We start from the raw sequence: 17,025 nt of genomic DNA, 5'->3' as shown, positions 1-17,025 counted from the left end.
CGGTGTGCGGTGTCAGCGGTGTGCGGGGTCAGCGGGAGGTGCCTCCCTGGATGACGTCCATGATCCGGTTCAGGTCGTCCACCGAGGCGAAGTCGATCGCGATCCGGCCCTTCCGCGCGCCCAGCGTGATCTTCACGTTCGTGTCGAGCCGCGAGGTCAGCGCCGTGGCGAAGTGGTCCAGCCGCTCGTGGTGGGCGCTCTCCCCTCGTGTGCGTCGCGCCGCGGGGCCGGGGCGAACCGTGCCCTGGAGCTGGGTGACAGCCTCCTCGGTGGCACGCACAGAGAGCCCGTCGGCCACGATCCGCTGAGCGAGGCGCTCCATCTCCGCCGGATCGGTGAGGCCCAGCAGAGCGCGGGCGTGGCCCGCGGAGAGTGCTCCCGCGGCCACCCGACGCTGCACCAGGGGAGGCAGGCGAAGCAGGCGCATGGTGTTCGAGATCTGCGGCCGGGAGCGGCCGATCCGCTGCGAGAGCTCGTCCTGGGTGCAGGCGAAGTCCTCCATGAGCTGCTGATACGCGGCAGCCTCTTCGAGAGGATTCAGCTGGGATCGGTGGAGGTTCTCGAGGAGCGCGTCTCGCAGCAGGTCCTGATCTGGGGTGTGCCGGACGATGGCGGGAATGGTCTCGAGCCCGGCCAGCTGGGTGGCCCGCCAGCGGCGCTCACCCATGATGAGCTCGTACGGGACGGCTCCGGAGACCTCACGGACCACCACCGGCTGCAGCACGCCCACCTCGCGGATGGAGGTGACGAGCTCCGCCATGTGCTCCTCGTCGAACACCTCACGCGGCTGCCGCGGGTTCGGCTGGATGTCCCCCACGGGGATCTCCCGCAGCACGGCGATGCTCGTGGGGACGGTGCCCTCGTTCTGCGGTGCAGGACGGGCGGCAGTGGCGCGCCCGGCGGGCGGAGCTTCCGTGGTCGTGGCGCCCGTCGCTCCGGCGTCGGCCGGCTTCGTTCCGGTGTCCGCTCGTCCGGGTTTCTTCGTCGCCGGGGCCTTCACCGTGGGCATGACCGGCCGGCCGCCCCGCGGGGCCTGTCGAGAGACAGGCTCATCGGAGGCCGTCGCTGGGGTGTTTTCGACGGCGGCGGATGCCTCTCCCGACGACTCGGGCTCGGCGGGAGAGGAGAAGAAGACGTCCACGGGACGCGGTCCTGCGGCTCCCCCGCTCGTCTGTGCGGTGCCGGCCTTGGACTGCGGAGCATCGTCCGTGGAAGGGGCGGCCTTCGTCTTGCCCCCAGTGCCGCCTTCACTGTCTGCCTTGTCCGCAGGGCGCGACTTCCGAGCGTTCTCCGTCTTCGGCGTGGCGGCCGAGACGTCCTTGCCGGCCTTGGTGTCGCGCGCCTGCTCCGCGGGAACGAGAGTGGCCTCCTCCCCTGCCTCGGTCTGCTCGATCTCCGGTTCGGCGGTGCTCTGGATCAATGCTCCAAGGCCTCGGCCGAGGCCTCCGCGGCGGCTGGTCTTCACAGGTCCTCCTGGCGAGTGGGGTGGTCGAGGTCAGTCTATGCGCGGCTCTCGCTCTCGGTTGCTGCCTGTTCCTTTCTGCCGAAGCCGCGTTGCGGCCGGAACGACGCCAGCGAGGACGGCCGTCACGGGGTGGGATGTTCCCCGGCAGCTCTGAGGGTCTGTCGTTTCACGTGAAACACCATCCGTGCCCTTCGGCCGCAGGGGAGATTCAGAACTCTGGGGCTATCGACGTACACGCTCGGCTGAGGCCCCGCTCCCGTACAGAAACTCGATTCAACAACCAGAAGCGCCTGTACCGGAGTCCTTCAGATGTGCATCGGCAGCTGAGGTCCAGATGTGCCGATGCGGCCCGCAGCTGACGGCCTTACAACCCGTGCCAAGTATCCAGTGCGCAGTGCCCAGCTTCGAACACGGCGGACAACTCCCGAGGTCCTGCGAGTGGCGGCCACGGCGATGACCTGCCCCGAGGGGAGTCCGATCCCGGCCGTCTGCGGGGATCCACTCCGCCCTAGGTGCCGAGACGAAACGCTCCACGTTTCACGTGAAACATGTCAGGCCAGGTGTATCACGATGCGGTGAATCAGGCACTTGTTCCGACTCTTGGGCTACGGGCGGACGCGCGCATAGACAATTACCGGCACGTGCCGATGCATCCGCCTCTCGCGGCCCGACGCTAGCGCCCACCTATGCGCCCGATAGAGGAGGGCTGCCTTCTGTGGAGTGTCGTATCCGAAGGACCACTTCAGGGCGCACCCTTCCACCTGCGTCAGGCCCAAAGGAAGAGCAGAGACTTCACTCAAGGTTCGCCGGATAATCCTCAAATGCATTTCTCAAGGATGGCGATCGGAGCACTCGGAAGGCTTCAGAACCACGGGCCACAGGGCGCGCGAGGTCGAATCGCCCGCTGTTTCACGTGAAACACGGCTAAGGTAGCTGGCCGTCGCCTTCGCTCGCCCATTGCGTTCATCCTTCTCCGTCCCCGCTTACGCCGGAGCCGCAGGTGAACTAGATGTGATGTCCAGGGAGGTTGTTGAGCCTGGTGGCAGGCACGGCGCCGATCGCGGAGTGGACGCGATGATGATTGTAGAAGTGCAGCCATCCAGGCAACGCGGCCCTGCGCTCCGTCTCTGAGCTGTAGAACCGGGCGTAGGCCCACCCGTCAGCGAGCGTGCGATGGAACCGCTCAATCTTCCCGTTCGTCTGCGGCCGGTAGGGCCGAGTCCGCTTGGGCTTGATCCCGAGCTCGGTGCAGGCATCACGCCAGGCATGCGAGCGGTAGGCCGAGCCGTTGTCCGAGAGCACCCGCTCCACCTCCACGCCCAGGCGCGCGAAGTGGGCGACCGCGCGGCGCAACACCGCGATGGCCGTCTGGCTGCGTTCATCGGAGTGCATCTCGACATAGGCGAAGCGGGAGTGATCATCGATCACGGTGTGCAGAAAGCCCACCCCGAGCCGGGGCTGGTATCGGGCATCACGGGTTCCTTCACGGTCTGCGGTCGCCGCGCGGTGCTTCAGGCCCTGCTGGCGCCCGACGAATCGGTGTCCGCCCCCGTCGGGGATGCGCCCGAACTTGGTGACGTCGACGTGGATCAGCGAGCCGGGGTGGGGGTGCTCGTAGCGGCGGATCGGCTCGCCGGTGACCCGGTCCAGACGGGCGAGGCGGTTGATCCGGCAGCGCACGAGCACGGCATGGACGGTGGAGGCCGGCATCCTGAGTTCTCCGGCGATCTGTGCCGGCCCCAGGCGTCGGCGCCATCGGGCGGCCACGATCTGTTTCACCACCGCCGGCGGTGTTCTGGTCGGCATCGTGGACGGCCGGCTGGACCGGTCTGCCATCCCTGCAGGTCCCTCGGCCCGGAAGCGTGTGGCCCATTTGCGTGCGGTGGGTGGGGAGACCATGAACATCTTGGCCGCGGTGGCGACCGGCCAGTGTTCCTCGACGATGAGCTTGGCCAGGCGTAGGCGGGCGCGAGGGGTCAGGGCGGCGTTAGCGTGGGACATGAAGGCCTTCTGTTCGCGTGAGCGGTTTCTCGACAGCTCCACTCTCGCAACAGGAGGCCTTCGCCTGTCAGCTGTTCACGCAACAACGTCCCTGGACATCACAACTAGACGGTGCAGGTGTCATCCCCGATGGGGGAGCGGTCCGTCCAAACGCGAGGTGCCACCCGGCCAGCACCGCTTTCCCAGAACGGCGCAGCACCCGCCGGCACGTCCCCGTGTATACAGTTCCCGGCTCCGCCATTGAGCGCTCCCCTTTCTCGGCGAGAGGAGTCCGAGGGAAACCACGCCCCTTCTGCCTCTGAATTCGCCACGGGAAATAGCGGGCACAAGGGGACCAGGGGCCAGTGCTCGGAAGATGCCCGAGCATTGCAGCCGCATTCCAGCGAATACTGCGACCCTCAGACCGCGGCTGGCAACTCGCCATCCACAGCTCGGCGCCTCGTGCACACCCCGGTGTCCACAGGCGAAAGAGTGAGAATAGGCCCCGTTATCCACACGGAGGTCTTTCATGAACAGCAATCGACCTGTATGCCAGCAGACTGGTGTCGTCGTTGTCCACAGGAGTTCTCCACATATCAACAGCGGATCCTCCTCCTGCTCCCCGGGGCTCCACGGTCATCCACTCTCCCTCATCCTCTGCGCGGTCGCATGGGATCGACCCGCGGCGCTGGGGGAATGGGCGAGTGGCGAGCAGGGTCTCCGCGGGGATGGCGCGCCCAGCACCGCTCATATGCACTGAGGTCCGTCGCACGCGTGGACCCCGTCACGGTCCGCACAGAAGCGGCACCGCCCGGGGGAGAGGGCGCGACGCCGGCGCCGACTGCTCGTTGCAGAGTGGCCCATGCCTGGGGAGGCGTCCCGCGCCGGATAGGCACGCCTCGAACACCCCGCCGCACCGGGCCCGCGGCCCCGACCGGCACCCACCGGCCCGGGCCCGCCCAGTCCCCTCCCGCGAAGGGTCGACCGTCGAGGATGCCTCACGCGCGGTTTCACGTGAAACGGCGGCGCCCGCAGGCGCCGCCGTCGCTCCTCTTGCCCTGCACGATCAGGACAAACATCAATTCATCGCGTTCGATGTAACGCGGGCCGACCCGTCACAGAGGCGTCGGGGCACCTCGCCCGGCGATCTCGACCGCCGCCTCCCGATACGCCACCGCACCGGCAGACGCCGGGTCGTACGTGAGCACCGTCTGCTGATAGCTCGGGGCCTCGGAGATGCGCACGTTGCGGGGGATGGCGGTCTGGAGCAGCTGCTGGGGGAAGTGGGCCCGGACCTCTTCGGCGACCTGGACCGCCAGGTTGGTCCGCGCGTCGAACATCGTGAGGAGGATGGTCGTGACCTGCAGCCTGCTGTTCAGGTGCTTCTGGATCATCTGCACGTTCTTCAGCAGCTGCGAGAGGCCCTCCAGGGCGTAGTACTCGGCCTGGATGGGGATGAGCACCTCCTCGGCGGCCACGAACGCGTTCACGGTGAGCAGCCCCAGCGAGGGCGGGCAGTCGATGAAAACGTAGTCCAGCCGCTCCTGGCCCTGCTCGGCGCGCCATGCCACGTAGCGCTCGAAGGCACGGGAGAGGCGCTGCTCGCGGGCCACGAGGGAGACCAGCTCGATCTCGGCGCCGGCGAGCTCGATGGTCGCGGGGACCACCTGCAGCCCGTCGACGTCGGGCGCGTCCTGCACGACGTCCTGGATCTCCATCTCGTCGAGCAGCACGTCATACACGGAGGGGACGTCCCCGGCATGGGGGATGTTCAGCGCGGTCGACGCATTGCCCTGCGGGTCGATGTCGATCACCAGCACGCGCATCCCGGCCCGCGCCAGGGCGGCGGCCAGGTTCACCGTGGTGGTCGTCTTGCCGACGCCACCCTTCTGGTTGGACGTGGTGATCACCCGCGTCCGCTCCGGGCGCGCCAGTCGGCGCGCCTTCGGGCGGGCGGCCTCCTCGGCGCCCGACTTCTCGGGGGGCCGTCCGGACCACTTCTGGCGCAGGGCCTTCCAGGCCCCACCCCGGCTCTCCTGCTCCTGCGCCATGCGGCTCTTCCTTCCGTGAGGCGGGTACGACGTCGTCGACGGGGATCCGCGCCGGCCCCTCCCGGGGGAGGGGAGGGTCAGCGGGGGCGTCGGGCGGCCACGCGCACCACCGTGGTGGTCTCGGGGAGCAGCCCCTCGCCCAGCGTGAGGATCTCCGGTTCAGCTCCACCATACGTGCGGAGCACTTTCCGGGCCGCGCGGATCTCCTCGGGCGCGGAGCGTCCCTTGATGGCCAGCAGCTCGCCCTCCCCGCGCAGCAGGGGCATGGTCAGGGGCAAAAGGTTCTTCATGGCTGTCACAGCGCGCGCGGTCACGACGTCGGCGCTGACCTCGCCCACCACCTGCTCCGCACGGGCACGGACCACGTCCACGTTCCCCAGGCCCAGGTCCTCGACCACCATGTCCAGCCACTCGACACGCCGCTCGAGGGGCTCGATGAGCACGAACCGGCAGTCCGGGCGAGCCAGCGCGAGGCAGAGCCCGGGCAGCCCGGCGCCCGAGCCGACGTCGGCCACATGCGCGTCCCGGGGCAGCAGCTCCGCGACGACGGCGCAGTTGAGCACGTGCCGCTCCCACAGCCGCGGCGCCTCGCGCGGGCCGATCAGGCCCCACTCGATGCCGGTGTCCGCGAGGTGGGCCACGTAGCGCTCCGCGAGGGGCAGGGCGTCCCCGAACAGCTGACGGGCGGGCCCGGCCAGCTCGGCGGTGAGCGGCGGGGCCGGCTGGCCCTCGGGCGCGGGTCGTTCCCCGCGCTCACCCGGGCGCAGCCCGGGCCGCTCCTCGTAGGACGGCGTCGGCGACTCAGGCATCGGCGGACACGACGACGTGGCGCCCAGCGCCCTCGCCGTCCGACTCGGAGGTCAGGGCCGCCTCGGCCACCACGTCGTGCACGATCTTGCGCTCGTAGGCGCCCATGGGCTCCAGGCGCACCGGGCCCTCGCCGTCACGCACGCGCGCGACGGCGTCGGCGGCCAGCGCGCGCACCTCGGCGTCCCGGCGCCGACGGTGCCCGCAGATGTCCAGGATGAGGCGGGAGCGGTGCCCCGTGGACGTCAGCACGGCCAGGCGCGCCAGCTCCTGCAGCGCCTCGAGGGCGCGGCCGTCCTGGCCCACCAGGGCCGCCAGGCGCTCGTCGTCCTCCTCCGACACCACGGAGACGTAGGTCCGGCCGTCGCGCACCTCGATGTCGATGTCCCCGTCGAGGTCGGCGATGTCCAGCAGCTCCTCGATGTAGTCGGCCGCCACCTCGCCCTCCTCCTCGAGGCGGCGCAGGCCGTCCTCCTCGGGTGCCTCGTCCGCGCCGGGAGCGGCGCCGTCGTCGGGCACTGCACCTCCCTCCGGAAGGCGGACGTCCTCCTCGACGGAGGGATCCTGTGCGGGCACGGTCACTTCCTCCTCCGGTTCTTGCGCTGCGGCTGCACGCGCTGACCCGGGCGGAGCGGCTCACCGTTGAGCACGGTGCCGGCGGACGCACCCGAGGTGTGCGCGGAGGACGAGGCGGCCGGGGCCTCGGTGACCTTCTTGCCGACGGGGGGCAGGCCCTTGGCGGCGCGGCGCTCGTTGAGCTCCTGCTCGGCGATCGAGCCGGGGGTGGGGTTGTTGCGGATGATCCACCACTGCTGGCCCACGGCCCAGAAGTTGGAGTACGTCCAGTAGAGGAGCACGCCGATGGGGAAGTTGATGCCGCCGATGCCGAAGATCAGGGGCATCGCGTAGAGCATGATCTGCTGCGTCTGGGCCATGGGGCCGGTCAACGCGGTCTGGCTCATGTTCTTGGACATGAGCATCTTCTGCATGTAGAACATGGAGCCGCTCATGAGCAGGATGAGGACCAGCGCCACGATGAGCACGGGCAGGCCGCCGTCCTGGCCGAACGAGCGCATGAAGGTGTCCGACATGCGGGCGCCGAAGATCGTGGAGCCCTCGAAGGAGCGGATCTGGTCCGCGGAGAGCGCGTCCATGCCCTGGCCCTGCTCGGCGGCGGTCCGCGCGCCGATGAGCACCTGGTAGAGGGCGAAGAAGAACGGCATCTGCACCAGCAGCGGGAGGCACGCGGCGAACGGGTTCGCCTTGTGCTCCTTCATGAGGGCCTGCTGCTCGAGCGCCATGGCCTGGCGGGAGAGCTGGTCCTTCTTGCCCTTGTACTTGGCCTGCAGCTTCTGCAGCTCGGGCTGGATGGCCTGCATGGAGCGCTGGGCGTTGATCTGCTTGACGAACAGCGGGATCAGCAGGGTGCGGATCAGCACCACCAGCAGGAGGATGGACAGCGCCCACGTCCAGCCGGAGTCGGAGGGCATGCCCACCGTCTCCAGCAGGGTGTGGAACGCCCCGAGGATCCAGGACATGAGCCAGCGGAACGGGGCGAGGATGGCTTCGAACATGGGGGTCAATCCTCCGGCTGAGGGTCGGGTGGGACGGGAGGGTGGTTCAGGGAGATGATCCGGGGCTGCCGGCCCGGCGGCCACACGCGTCGGCCTGGCGGCACGGGGTCCACCCCGCCGTCCGCCCACGGGTGGCAGCTGGCGATCCGACGAGCGGTGAGCAGACTCCCCTTCGCGGCCCCGTGCACGTGGACGGCCTCGAGGCCGTAGGCGGAGCAGCTGGGGAAGTACCGGCACACCTGCCCGTACAGGGGCGAGACGGCGAACCGCCAGGCCATGATGACCCACGCGAACAGCGTGGAGGGCAGGGCGCGGAGGGGTCCCCATTCCCGCGCGGGCTCGCGCACCGTGAACGGTGAGGAGGCGGTGGCCATCAGGCCTCCTTCGCGAGGGGCGGCGGCGGGGGGAGGGGAGAGGGGTCCGCAGTCAGGCCGCGGGTGCGCAGCGCCTTGGCGAGGGCGCTGCTCACGTCTCGGCGCAGCGTGGCGTGGTCCGCGTCGGCCGCGGCGGGCAGGGCCCGCACCTGGACGAGCACGGGCAGCCCCCGAAGGGCCGGGGTCTCGAACTCGTGGCGGACGATGTCCCGCAGGCGGCGCTTGACGCGGTTGCGGACGACCGCGTTCCCCACGGACTTGGAGACGACGAACCCGGCCCGCGGTCGCTGAGGCGTGCTCAGCGTCGAGGGCCGGGTCGGCGCAGGGTCCAGGGCGAGGGACACCACGACGCTCCGACGGCCGACCCGGGTGCCGGTGCGGCCGATGTGGCGGAACTCCGCGGGGGTCCGGACGCGCCGGTCTCGGGGCAGCACGGCGCGCGTCAGCCCTGGAGGCGCCTGATCAGGCGGACAGCTCCGCGCGGTTCTTGCCGCGGCGGGCGGAGAGGATGGCGCGGCCGGCGCGGGTGCGCATGCGGGCGCGGAAGCCGTGCTTGCGGGCGCGGCGGCGGTTGTTGGGCTGGAAGGTGCGCTTGCTCACTGTGATCACTCCACGACGTGTTGTGTGTGCCTGCGACCGCCGACCTGAACAGGTGAACCAGGGGGATGGACCGGTGAGGCTCTGACATGAAATCCCCGGCGGGCACGATGGATCGACAGCCCGGGGGACCAGGCAACTCTAGTTCCCACGGACGCGCGGGTCAAACGGGTGCGCGGGCGAGCCCGGGCGCGCGGGGCGGGCGGGCGGGGTCGTCCACAGGAGGATAAGGGTTGTCCACCGACTGTGCACAACCCTGTGGACAGTCGCTAGACTCCCCTCACCGAGTCCGAAGGACGCCGTTCGCCGCAGTCTTCTCACCTTTGGTGGGCTGCCCCAGGAAAGGAAGTCTCCGTGGTGGCAGATCAGGCCGTGCTGACGTCGTGGCGCTCCGTCGTGAGCACGCTGGAGGACGACGCGCGGGTCAGCGCACGTCTCATGGGCTACGTCTACCTGGCCCAGCCGCAGGGGCAGATCGGCAACACCCTCCTGCTGGCGGTGCCCAACGAGACCACCCGCGAGACGCTCCAGAGCGCCCAGGTGGCCGAGGCCCTGACGGACGCCCTCACCGCGGTGTTCCGCGAGGAGATCCTGCTCGCCATCTCCATCGACGCGAACCTGCAGCCGCCCCGCACCCCCGAGCCGGAGGCCCGCCGCTCCGCCCTCGCCGGCGAGCCCGTGAGCGCCGAGCCGACCCCGGACCCCGACTCCCGGCCCGGCCGTCGCGCGGTCGCCGCCGAGCTCCCCGGCTTCGAGCGTCGCCAGGAGGACCCCGTACCCGAGACCCCGGCCCCGGGCGGTCCCGCCGCCGGCGCGCCCACGCCGGCGCCGCCGTCGACCTCGGCCGAGACGAGCCGCCTCAACGAGCGCTACCACTTCGAGACGTTCGTGATCGGCTCCTCCAACCGCTTCGCCCACGCCGCGGCGAACGCCGTGGCGGAGGCGCCGGCGAAGGCCTACAACCCGCTCTTCATCTACGGTGAGTCCGGCCTGGGCAAGACGCACCTGCTGCACGCGATCGGGCACTACGCCCGCCGCCTCTACCCGGGCCTGCGCGTGCGCTACGTGAACTCCGAGGAGTTCACCAACGACTTCATCAACTCCATCCGCCATGACGAGGGCGCCTCGTTCAAGCAGCTCTACCGCAACGTGGACATCCTGCTGATCGACGACATCCAGTTCCTGGCGGACAAGGAAGCGACCGTGGAGGAGTTCTTCCACACCTTCAACACGCTCTACAACAACAACAAGCAGGTGGTCATCACCTCGGACCTGCCGCCCAAGCAGCTCTCCGGGTTCGAGGACCGCCTGCGCTCCCGCTTCGAGTGGGGCCTGATCACGGACATCCAGCCGCCGGACCTGGAGACCCGCATCGCGATCCTGCGCAAGAAGGCGGAGGCCGAGGGGCTCGTGGCCCCGCCGGAGGCCCTCGAGTACATCGCCTCCCGCATCTCCACCAACATCCGAGAGCTCGAGGGCGCCCTCATCCGCGTGACGGCGTTCGCCTCGCTGAACCGTCAGCCGGTGGACATCGAGCTGGCCGAGCACGTCCTCAAGGACCTCATCACGGACGACTCGGCGCAGGAGATCACGCCGGAGCTGATCCTCCACGCGACGGGGGAGTACTTCAACCTCACCCTCGAGGAGCTGACCAGCAAGTCCCGCACGCGCACGCTCGTGACGGCGCGCCAGATCGCCATGTACCTGCTGCGCGAGCTGACCGAGATGTCCCTGCCGAAGATCGGCCAGGAGCTCGGCGGACGCGACCACACCACCGTGATGCACGCAGACCGCAAGATCCGCGAGCTCATGGCCGAGCGTCGCACGATCTACAACCAGGTGACCGAGCTCACCAACGAGATCAAGCGCAAGCAGCGCGGCGCCTGAGGGACGTCCGATCCCCTTCAACCGGAGCCTGAGACTCCATCCACATTGTCCACCACTGTGGACAACCCTGTGGAGAAGCGCTCCCACTGTGGACAACGCGCGCCCCGTCCCCGCGGGATCCCCGCGCCGATTCCGAGCGGTCCACACCCCTGGGGACGGTGGCCGCGCACAGGGTGGGGAGCCAGCCTCGAGCGAGGAGTTCTCCACCGTCATCCACAGGCGTCCACAGGCGTGAACCGCATGATTCCGCGGATCCAGCGAGGTGTGGACAAGGTCTGTGGACAGAACTGTGGACGGCCGGAGGACAAACGGTGCAGCGCACCGCACAACCTCCCACACCCCTGTGGACGACGTCGGTGGGCTGCGATCGGCTCATCCACCGGCCGTGCACACCCCCGACGGGACGGAATCCCCACGCCCCCCACAGCGAGATCGGCGGCCTGACGCCGCACATCGCGGTTGTCCACAGAATCCACACGTGCTATTACCCCTACTGACCCTTCCGTAGAGATCCTGTCAAGCAACATCAAGGCTCCCTGCGCCGCGCCCCGCTCCCGGCCCCTGCCGGGCCCCTGAATGACACGTCCTCGGCAGCCCTCCACAGAGCGGGGGTGAACTGACACCGCCCGCGCCGAGCGCCTATGCTGACGTTCACGTGACGGCTCGCCGAACCGCGGTCCCGCACCGCACGCCCGAGTCCGTCACCGCCGAGGCCTCCCATCCCCTCCGCCGGCGCTCGCGCCGAAGAGGGACGGGTCTCCCATGACCGACGTCCCCGCCAGAGAGGCAGTGCAGAGCTCGTGAAGTTCACCGTCGAACGCGACATCCTCAGCGACGCCGTCTCCTGGACCGCCCGCTCGCTCTCCCCGCGGCCCCCCGTTCCGGTGCTCTCCGGCCTGCTCCTCACGGCGGAGAACGGCCTGGTCTCCCTGGCCAGCTTCGACTACGAGACCTCGGCACGCCTGGAGATCGAGGCGGACGTGGAGGCCGAGGGCCAGGTCCTCGTGTCCGGGCGCCTGCTGAACGACATCGTCCGCTCCCTGCCCGCCGCCCCCGTCACGGTGGAGCTCGACGGCGGCAAGGTCGTGGTGACGTGCCGCTCCTCCCGCTTCGCCCTGGCCACCATGCCGGTGGGCGACTACCCCTCGCTCCCGGAGCTGCCGACGGCCGTCGGCACCGTGGACGGCGCGGCCTTCGCGCACGCCGTGGCGCAGGTGACCGTGGCCGCCTCCAAGGACGACACACTCCCGATCCTCACCGCCGTGAAGGTCGAGATCGACGGCGACACCATGACGTTCCTGGCCACGGACCGCTATCGGCTGGCCATGAAGGAGATCCGCTGGACCCCCGCGGACCCCTCGATCTCCACCTCGCTGCTGGTCAAGTCCCGCACCCTCACCGAGGTGGCCAAGTCCCTCGGGGGCGGCGGTGACCTCGAGATCATGGTCAGCGAAAAGGTGGACCTCGTGGGCTTCGCCTCCGGCGGTCGCCGCACCACCTCGGTGCTCGTGGACGGCGAGTACCCCAAGATCCGCTCCCTCTTCCCGGAGTCGAGCCCCATCCAGGCCGTCGTGGAGACCGGCGCCCTCGTGGAGGCCTCGCGGCGCGTCGCCCTCGTGGCCGAGCGCAACACCGCGCTGCGCATGGTGTTCCGGGAGGGCGAGGTCAGCCTCGACGCCGGCACGGGGGACGACGCGAGCGCCACCGAGTCCGTGCCCTGCACTCTCGAGGGGGAGGAGATCACGGTCGCCTTCAACCCGTCCTATCTCTCCGAGGGCCTGGCCGTCGTGGACCAGCCGCAGGTGCGCTTCTCCTTCACCGCCGCTCCGAAGCCCGCGCTGCTCACGGGCGTCTCCGAGGACGCCGGCACCGTCTCCGACTACCGGTATCTCGTGATGCCGGTGCGCCTGGCCTGACGGGCCCGGCCCCCACCCCGTGCGCCTGTCCCGCCTGACCGTCCAGGACTTCCGGTCCTACCGGTGGGCCGACCTCGAGATGCAGCCGGGCTCCACGGTCCTGCTCGGGGCCAACGGCGTGGGCAAGACGAGCCTGGTGGAGGCCATCGGCTACCTGGGGTCGCACCAGTCCCACCGGGTGAGCGCCGACGCGCAGCTCGTCCGCTTCGGCCAGCCCGGCGCCAGGATCGCCGGCCGGGTGCACCGCGGCTCGCGCACGGTGGCGCTCGAGCTCGAGATCCTCCCGGGCCGCTCGAACCGGGTGGCCATCAACCGCGGCGCCCCCGTGCGGGCCAAGGAGGGCCTCGGCATCCTGCGCACCGTGGTGTTCGCCCCCGAGGACCTCGGCCTCGTCACGCAGGACCCGGGCGGCCGCCGTCGCTTCCTCGACCAGCTCATGGTGCAGCTGCGCCCCGCCCTGGGCGAGGCCGCCTCGGACTTCGAGCGGGTCCTGCGCCAGCGCAACGCGCTGCTGAAGTCCGCGCGGCGTGCCCGGCGCTGGGGCGCGGAGGAGGAGTCCACCCTCGCGGTGTGGGACGAGCACCTGTGCGCGGCCGGAGCCCGGCTGCTGCACGGCCGGCTCCACGTGCTGCGCCTGCTGGCCCACCCGCTCCAGGAGATGTACGCGGCGCTGACCAACGGCTCCAAGGCCGCGACCTACGCCTATGACTCCACCGTCCCGCTGGCCCGCGGCACGCACGCGGAGGTCCCCTCCGTGGCCGAGCTGGCCGCGGACATGGCCACGGCCCTCCTCGCCCAGCGCGACGAGGAGCAGGCCCGCGCCCTCACCCTCGTGGGCCCGCACCGGGACGAGCTGACCCTCTTCCTGGGCCCGGCCCCGGCGCGCGGCTACGCCTCGCACGGGGAGACCTGGTCTCTCGCGCTCGCCCTGCGCCTCGCGGCGTACGACGTGCTCGTGGCCGACGACCCGGATCCGGACGGCCGTCCCGTGCTGATCCTCGACGACGTCTTCGCGGAGCTCGACTCCGCCCGGCGCTCGCGCCTGGCCCGCCTCGTGGGGCGCGCGGAGCAGGTGATCGTCACGGGCGCCGCCGTCGAGGACATCCCGGCGGAGCTGACCGGGCCGCGGATCCTCATCCGTCAGGACGCGGAGGGATCCGAGGCCGTGCCGGCCGCCGACCCGGTGGAGGGAGACATCCGCGCCCCCCGCGAGGGCGGCCGCGATGGCTGAGCCGGAGCCCCCGTTCACCCCGGACCGCCCGGACCTCGCCCTCGTGCAGCTGCGCCGGGTCCGCGACGCCGCCCGGGAGCGCGGAGAGGCCCCCCTGCGCACACGAGGGAGCGGCGCGGGGCTCGCGGCGTCGATGGCGGGTACGGGCGGCGGCCCCCGCGGGCACGACGACGGCGTCCGTCGTCGCCGGCCGTTCTCCGGCGCGGACCGGGACCCGGCCGAGGTCTCCGACGTCTTCTCCCGCCTCATCCGGGACCGCGGCTGGTCCACGCCCGTGGCCGTGGGCTCCGTGCTGACGCGCTGGACCGAGCTGGTGGGCCCGGAGATCGCGCTGCACTGCCGCCCCGAGTCCTTCGAGAACTCCGTGGTGCGGGTGCGCACCAGCTCCACGGCATGGGCCACGCAGCTGCGGCTCATGGCGCCGGTGCTGCTCGAGCGGTTCGACGAGGCGCTCGGCCCGGGCGTGGTCACGCGCCTCGAGGCGCTCGGCCCGCAGGCGCCGAGCTGGCGGAAGGGCCCGCGCACCGTGCGGGGCGGCCGCGGCCCCCGTGACACCTACGGGTGACCCGGGACCGTAGGCGCCCCTCTGACGCACGGAGGGCCCGTCAGACGGCCCGGGTGTCCTGGACGGGATCCCGCACCCCTCCTGAGGGGTCTCTGGGGCCGCTCAGGGGCGGTCTCGGCCTCCGCCTTCCGCGATGTGGCGGGCACGAGGGCGGCAAGCGCCTAGACTGGTGGGGAACTGCGGAGCCCCGGTCCCATCCGACGCTCCGCCCCCGCAGCAGCCCGTCCGCGTCCTCCCGCAGGACCGCGGCGCCGTCCGCCCCCCGGCCGTGCGCCCGCGCGCGGGATGCCACGTGAGGATGCCGCCGACGTTGAGGAGTGACCAGCACCCGTGAGCGACGCAACGCCCGAGAACCCGGCCGAGGTGCCCGCGGCCACGCCGCAGCCCGAGACGCCGCAGGCCTCCGCCGAGGCCGCGCCGGCCCCGCGCGACCGCAAGGTGCCCGGCGACTACGGCGCCTCCGCCATCACGGTCCTCGAGGGCCTCGAGGCCGTGCGCAAGCGCCCCGGCATGTACATCGGCTCGACCGGCCCGCGCGGCCTCCACCACCTCGTGTACGAGGTGGTGGACAATTCCGTGGACGAGGCCCTGGCCGGGTACGCGGACGGGATCGACGTGACGCTGCAGGCCGACGGCGGCGTGCGCGTGGAGGACAACGGCCGCGGCATCCCCGTGGACGTCCACCCCACCGAGGGCAAGCCGACCGTGGAGGTCGTCATGACGATCCTGCACGCCGGCGGCAAGTTCGGCGGCGGCGGCTACGCCGTGTCCGGCGGTCTGCACGGTGTGGGCATCTCCGTGGTCAACGCGCTCTCCCGCCGCGTGGACACCGAGGTGCGCCGCCAGGGCCACGCGTGGCGCATGAGCTTCGCGAACGGCGGCGTGCCGCAGGGCGAGCTCGTGAAGGGCGAGGAGACGGACGCCACCGGCACCGTCCAGACCTTCTACCCGGACCCGGAGATCTTCGAGTCCGTGGAGTTCGACTGGGAGACGCTGCGCGCCCGCTTCCAGCAGATGGCGTTCCTGAACAAGGGCCTGCGCATCACGCTCACGGACGAGCGCGTCCAGGAGGACAACGCGGTCCAGGACGACGAGATCGTGGGGGAGGGCACCGTCGGGGACGCCCTCGAGGAGAACGGCCTCGACGAGGCCGCGCCCGCGCCCCAGCGCCGCACCGTGACCTACCGGTACGAGAACGGCCTGCTTGACTACGTGCGCCACCTGAACTCCTCCAAGAAGGTGGAGCTCGTGCACGAGGACGTCATCGCGTTCGAGGCCGAGGACGGGGACCGATCCATGGCCGTCGAGGTGGCCATGCAGTGGACGGGCGCCTATTCGGAGTCCGTGCACACGTACGCCAACACCATCAACACCCATGAGGGCGGCACCCACGAGGAGGGCTTCCGCAGCGCCCTGACCGCCCTCATCAACCGGTACGCGCGGGACAAGGAGATCCTCAAGCCCAAGGAGGACAACCTCACGGGCGAGGACATCCGCGAGGGCCTGACGGCCGTGCTCTCCGTGAAGCTCGCAGAGCCGCAGTTCGAGGGCCAGACGAAGACCAAGCTGGGCAACTCCGAGGCCCGCGGCTTCGTGTCCAAGGTGGTCACGGAGCACCTGGGCGACTGGCTCGAGCGGAACCCGGGCACCGCGAAGGAGATCATCCGCAAGGCCATCCAGGCCTCGCACGCCCGCCTGGCGGCCCGCAAGGCGCGTGACCATGCGCGGCGGAAGTCCCCGCTCGAGTCCTTCGGCATGCCCGGCAAGCTCGCCGACTGCTCCTCGAAGGACCCAGCGCGCTGCGAGGTGTACATCGTGGAGGGCGACTCCGCCGGCGGCTCGGCCAAGCAGGGCCGCAACCCGGACACCCAGGCGATCCTCCCGCTGCGCGGCAAGATCCTGAACGTGGAGCGCGCCCGCCTGGACAAGGCCCTCGGCAACGCCGAGATCCAGTCCATGATCACGGCGTTCGGCACCAACATCGGCGAGGAGTTCGACCTCTCCAAGCTGCGGTATCACAAGATCGTGCTCATGGCCGATGCGGACGTGGACGGCCAGCACATCACCACGCTCCTGCTCACGGTGCTGTTCCGCTACATGCGCCCCCTCATCGAGGCGGGCCACGTGTTCCTGGCCCAGCCCCCGCTGTACCGCGTGAAGTGGTCCAACGCCCCGCACGACTACGTGTTCTCCGACGAGGAGCGTGACGCCGCGATCGAGGCCGGCCTGGCCCGCGGCTGGCGCTACCCCAAGGACAACGGCGTGCAGCGCTACAAGGGCCTGGGCGAGATGAACTACCAGGAGCTGTGGGACACCACCATGGACCCGGAGCACCGCACCCTGCTGCAGGTGACCATGGAGGACGCGGCCGCCGCGGACGCCGTGTTCTCCATGCTGATGGGCGAGGACGTCGAGTCCCGCCGCGGCTTCATCCAGCAGAACGCCAAGGACATCCGCTTCCTGGACATCTGATCCGCGCCCGACGCGCGGGCGGGCACCCCACGGGTGCCCCGCGCGTCGGGCCCCCGGACTTCCCCTGCATGAGCTGACGAGGACGAGAGGACCCGCGTGAGCGAGA

At 70.7% G+C, this 17,025-nt stretch carries 14 protein-coding genes; 5 read left to right on the top strand and 9 right to left on the bottom strand.

What is annotated here, in order from left to right; translation table 11 throughout:
• Window positions 1-28: 28 nt before the first annotated feature.
• From KZX60_RS06840 to rpmH, 9 genes are all read right to left on the bottom strand, one after another.
• On the bottom strand, window positions 29-1,420 hold the full coding sequence (locus KZX60_RS06840) for a ParB/RepB/Spo0J family partition protein (protein WP_248116743.1): 1,392 nt from the start codon (window positions 1,418-1,420) through the stop codon (window positions 29-31).
• 1,050 nt (window positions 1,421-2,470) lie between these two features.
• Window positions 2,471-3,466, bottom strand: a complete 996-nt coding sequence (locus tag KZX60_RS06835) for an IS481 family transposase (RefSeq protein ID WP_248116741.1) — start codon at window positions 3,464-3,466, stop codon at window positions 2,471-2,473.
• Window positions 3,467-4,560: 1,094 nt separating this feature from the next.
• Window positions 4,561-5,496 carry a ParA family protein gene (locus tag KZX60_RS06830; RefSeq protein ID WP_248116739.1) on the bottom strand — a complete coding sequence of 312 codons (936 nt, stop codon included), beginning with the start codon at window positions 5,494-5,496 and terminating at the stop codon, window positions 4,561-4,563.
• A gap of 77 nt (window positions 5,497-5,573) precedes the next feature.
• A complete protein-coding gene (gene rsmG / locus KZX60_RS06825; protein ID WP_248116737.1) occupies window positions 5,574-6,305 on the bottom strand; it encodes a 16S rRNA (guanine(527)-N(7))-methyltransferase RsmG in 732 nt (243 codons plus the stop codon).
• Complete coding sequence (locus KZX60_RS06820) at window positions 6,298-6,822, bottom strand: R3H domain-containing nucleic acid-binding protein (protein WP_248116828.1); 525 nt, start codon at window positions 6,820-6,822, stop codon at window positions 6,298-6,300. Before KZX60_RS06820 ends, rsmG begins: the two co-directional genes overlap by 8 nt.
• Window positions 6,823-6,881: 59 nt before the next feature.
• Entirely contained in the window at window positions 6,882-7,877 is a 996-nt protein-coding gene (gene yidC, locus KZX60_RS06815; protein ID WP_248116735.1) for a membrane protein insertase YidC, read from the bottom strand.
• Window positions 7,878-7,882: 5 nt separating this feature from the next.
• A complete protein-coding gene (gene yidD / locus KZX60_RS06810; protein ID WP_248116733.1) occupies window positions 7,883-8,251 on the bottom strand; it encodes a membrane protein insertion efficiency factor YidD in 369 nt (122 codons plus the stop codon).
• On the bottom strand, window positions 8,251-8,685 hold the full coding sequence (gene rnpA, locus KZX60_RS06805) for a ribonuclease P protein component (RefSeq protein ID WP_248116731.1): 435 nt from the start codon (window positions 8,683-8,685) through the stop codon (window positions 8,251-8,253). Before rnpA ends, yidD begins: the two co-directional genes overlap by 1 nt.
• A 28-nt stretch (window positions 8,686-8,713) precedes the next feature.
• Window positions 8,714-8,851 carry a 50S ribosomal protein L34 gene (gene rpmH, locus KZX60_RS06800; RefSeq protein ID WP_248116729.1) on the bottom strand — a complete coding sequence of 46 codons (138 nt, stop codon included), beginning with the start codon at window positions 8,849-8,851 and terminating at the stop codon, window positions 8,714-8,716.
• Window positions 8,852-9,202: 351 nt separating this feature from the next.
• On the opposite strand from rpmH, the gene dnaA reads away from it, so the two are divergent.
• From dnaA to gyrB, 5 genes are all read left to right on the top strand, one after another.
• Window positions 9,203-10,735 carry a chromosomal replication initiator protein DnaA gene (gene dnaA, locus KZX60_RS06795; protein ID WP_248116727.1) on the top strand — a complete coding sequence of 511 codons (1,533 nt, stop codon included), beginning with the start codon at window positions 9,203-9,205 and terminating at the stop codon, window positions 10,733-10,735.
• A gap of 800 nt (window positions 10,736-11,535) precedes the next feature.
• A complete protein-coding gene (gene dnaN / locus KZX60_RS06790; protein ID WP_248116725.1) occupies window positions 11,536-12,651 on the top strand; it encodes a DNA polymerase III subunit beta in 1,116 nt (371 codons plus the stop codon).
• 19 nt (window positions 12,652-12,670) lie between these two features.
• Entirely contained in the window at window positions 12,671-13,882 is a 1,212-nt protein-coding gene (gene recF / locus KZX60_RS06785; protein WP_248116723.1) for a DNA replication/repair protein RecF, read from the top strand.
• Window positions 13,875-14,447 (top strand): DciA family protein, encoded by a 573-nt coding sequence (locus KZX60_RS06780; protein WP_248116721.1) that lies wholly within the window; start codon window positions 13,875-13,877, stop codon window positions 14,445-14,447. The genes recF and KZX60_RS06780 overlap by 8 nt, the downstream gene beginning before the upstream one ends.
• A 330-nt stretch (window positions 14,448-14,777) precedes the next feature.
• The gene (gene gyrB / locus KZX60_RS06775) at window positions 14,778-16,919 is read left to right on the top strand and encodes a DNA topoisomerase (ATP-hydrolyzing) subunit B (RefSeq protein WP_348983742.1); all 2,142 of its coding nucleotides are present in this window, start codon (window positions 14,778-14,780) and stop codon (window positions 16,917-16,919) included.
• The last annotated feature ends 106 nt before the right edge of the window (window positions 16,920-17,025 follow it).

It is taken from the genome of Micrococcus sp. EYE_212 (assembly GCF_023147585.1).
Taxonomy (GTDB): domain Bacteria; phylum Actinomycetota; class Actinomycetes; order Actinomycetales; family Micrococcaceae; genus Micrococcus.
The sequence above is the reverse complement of the archived record's forward strand: the minus strand, read 5'-3'. Positions and strand labels throughout refer to the sequence as shown.

What these genes read in the sequence shown, in the direction of transcription:
- KZX60_RS06780 (WP_248116721.1), top strand. Translation starts at nt 13,875, where the DNA reads ATGGCTGAGCCGGAGCCCCCGTTCACCCCGGACCGCCCGGACCTCGCC.
- KZX60_RS06830 (WP_248116739.1), bottom strand. Translation starts at nt 5,496, where the DNA reads ATGGCGCAGGAGCAGGAGAGCCGGGGTGGGGCCTGGAAGGCCCTGCGC.
- KZX60_RS06835 (WP_248116741.1), bottom strand. Translation starts at nt 3,466, where the DNA reads ATGTCCCACGCTAACGCCGCCCTGACCCCTCGCGCCCGCCTACGCCTG.
- yidC (WP_248116735.1), bottom strand. Translation starts at nt 7,877, where the DNA reads ATGTTCGAAGCCATCCTCGCCCCGTTCCGCTGGCTCATGTCCTGGATC.
- yidD (WP_248116733.1), bottom strand. Translation starts at nt 8,251, where the DNA reads ATGGCCACCGCCTCCTCACCGTTCACGGTGCGCGAGCCCGCGCGGGAA.
- rsmG (WP_248116737.1), bottom strand. Translation starts at nt 6,305, where the DNA reads ATGCCTGAGTCGCCGACGCCGTCCTACGAGGAGCGGCCCGGGCTGCGC.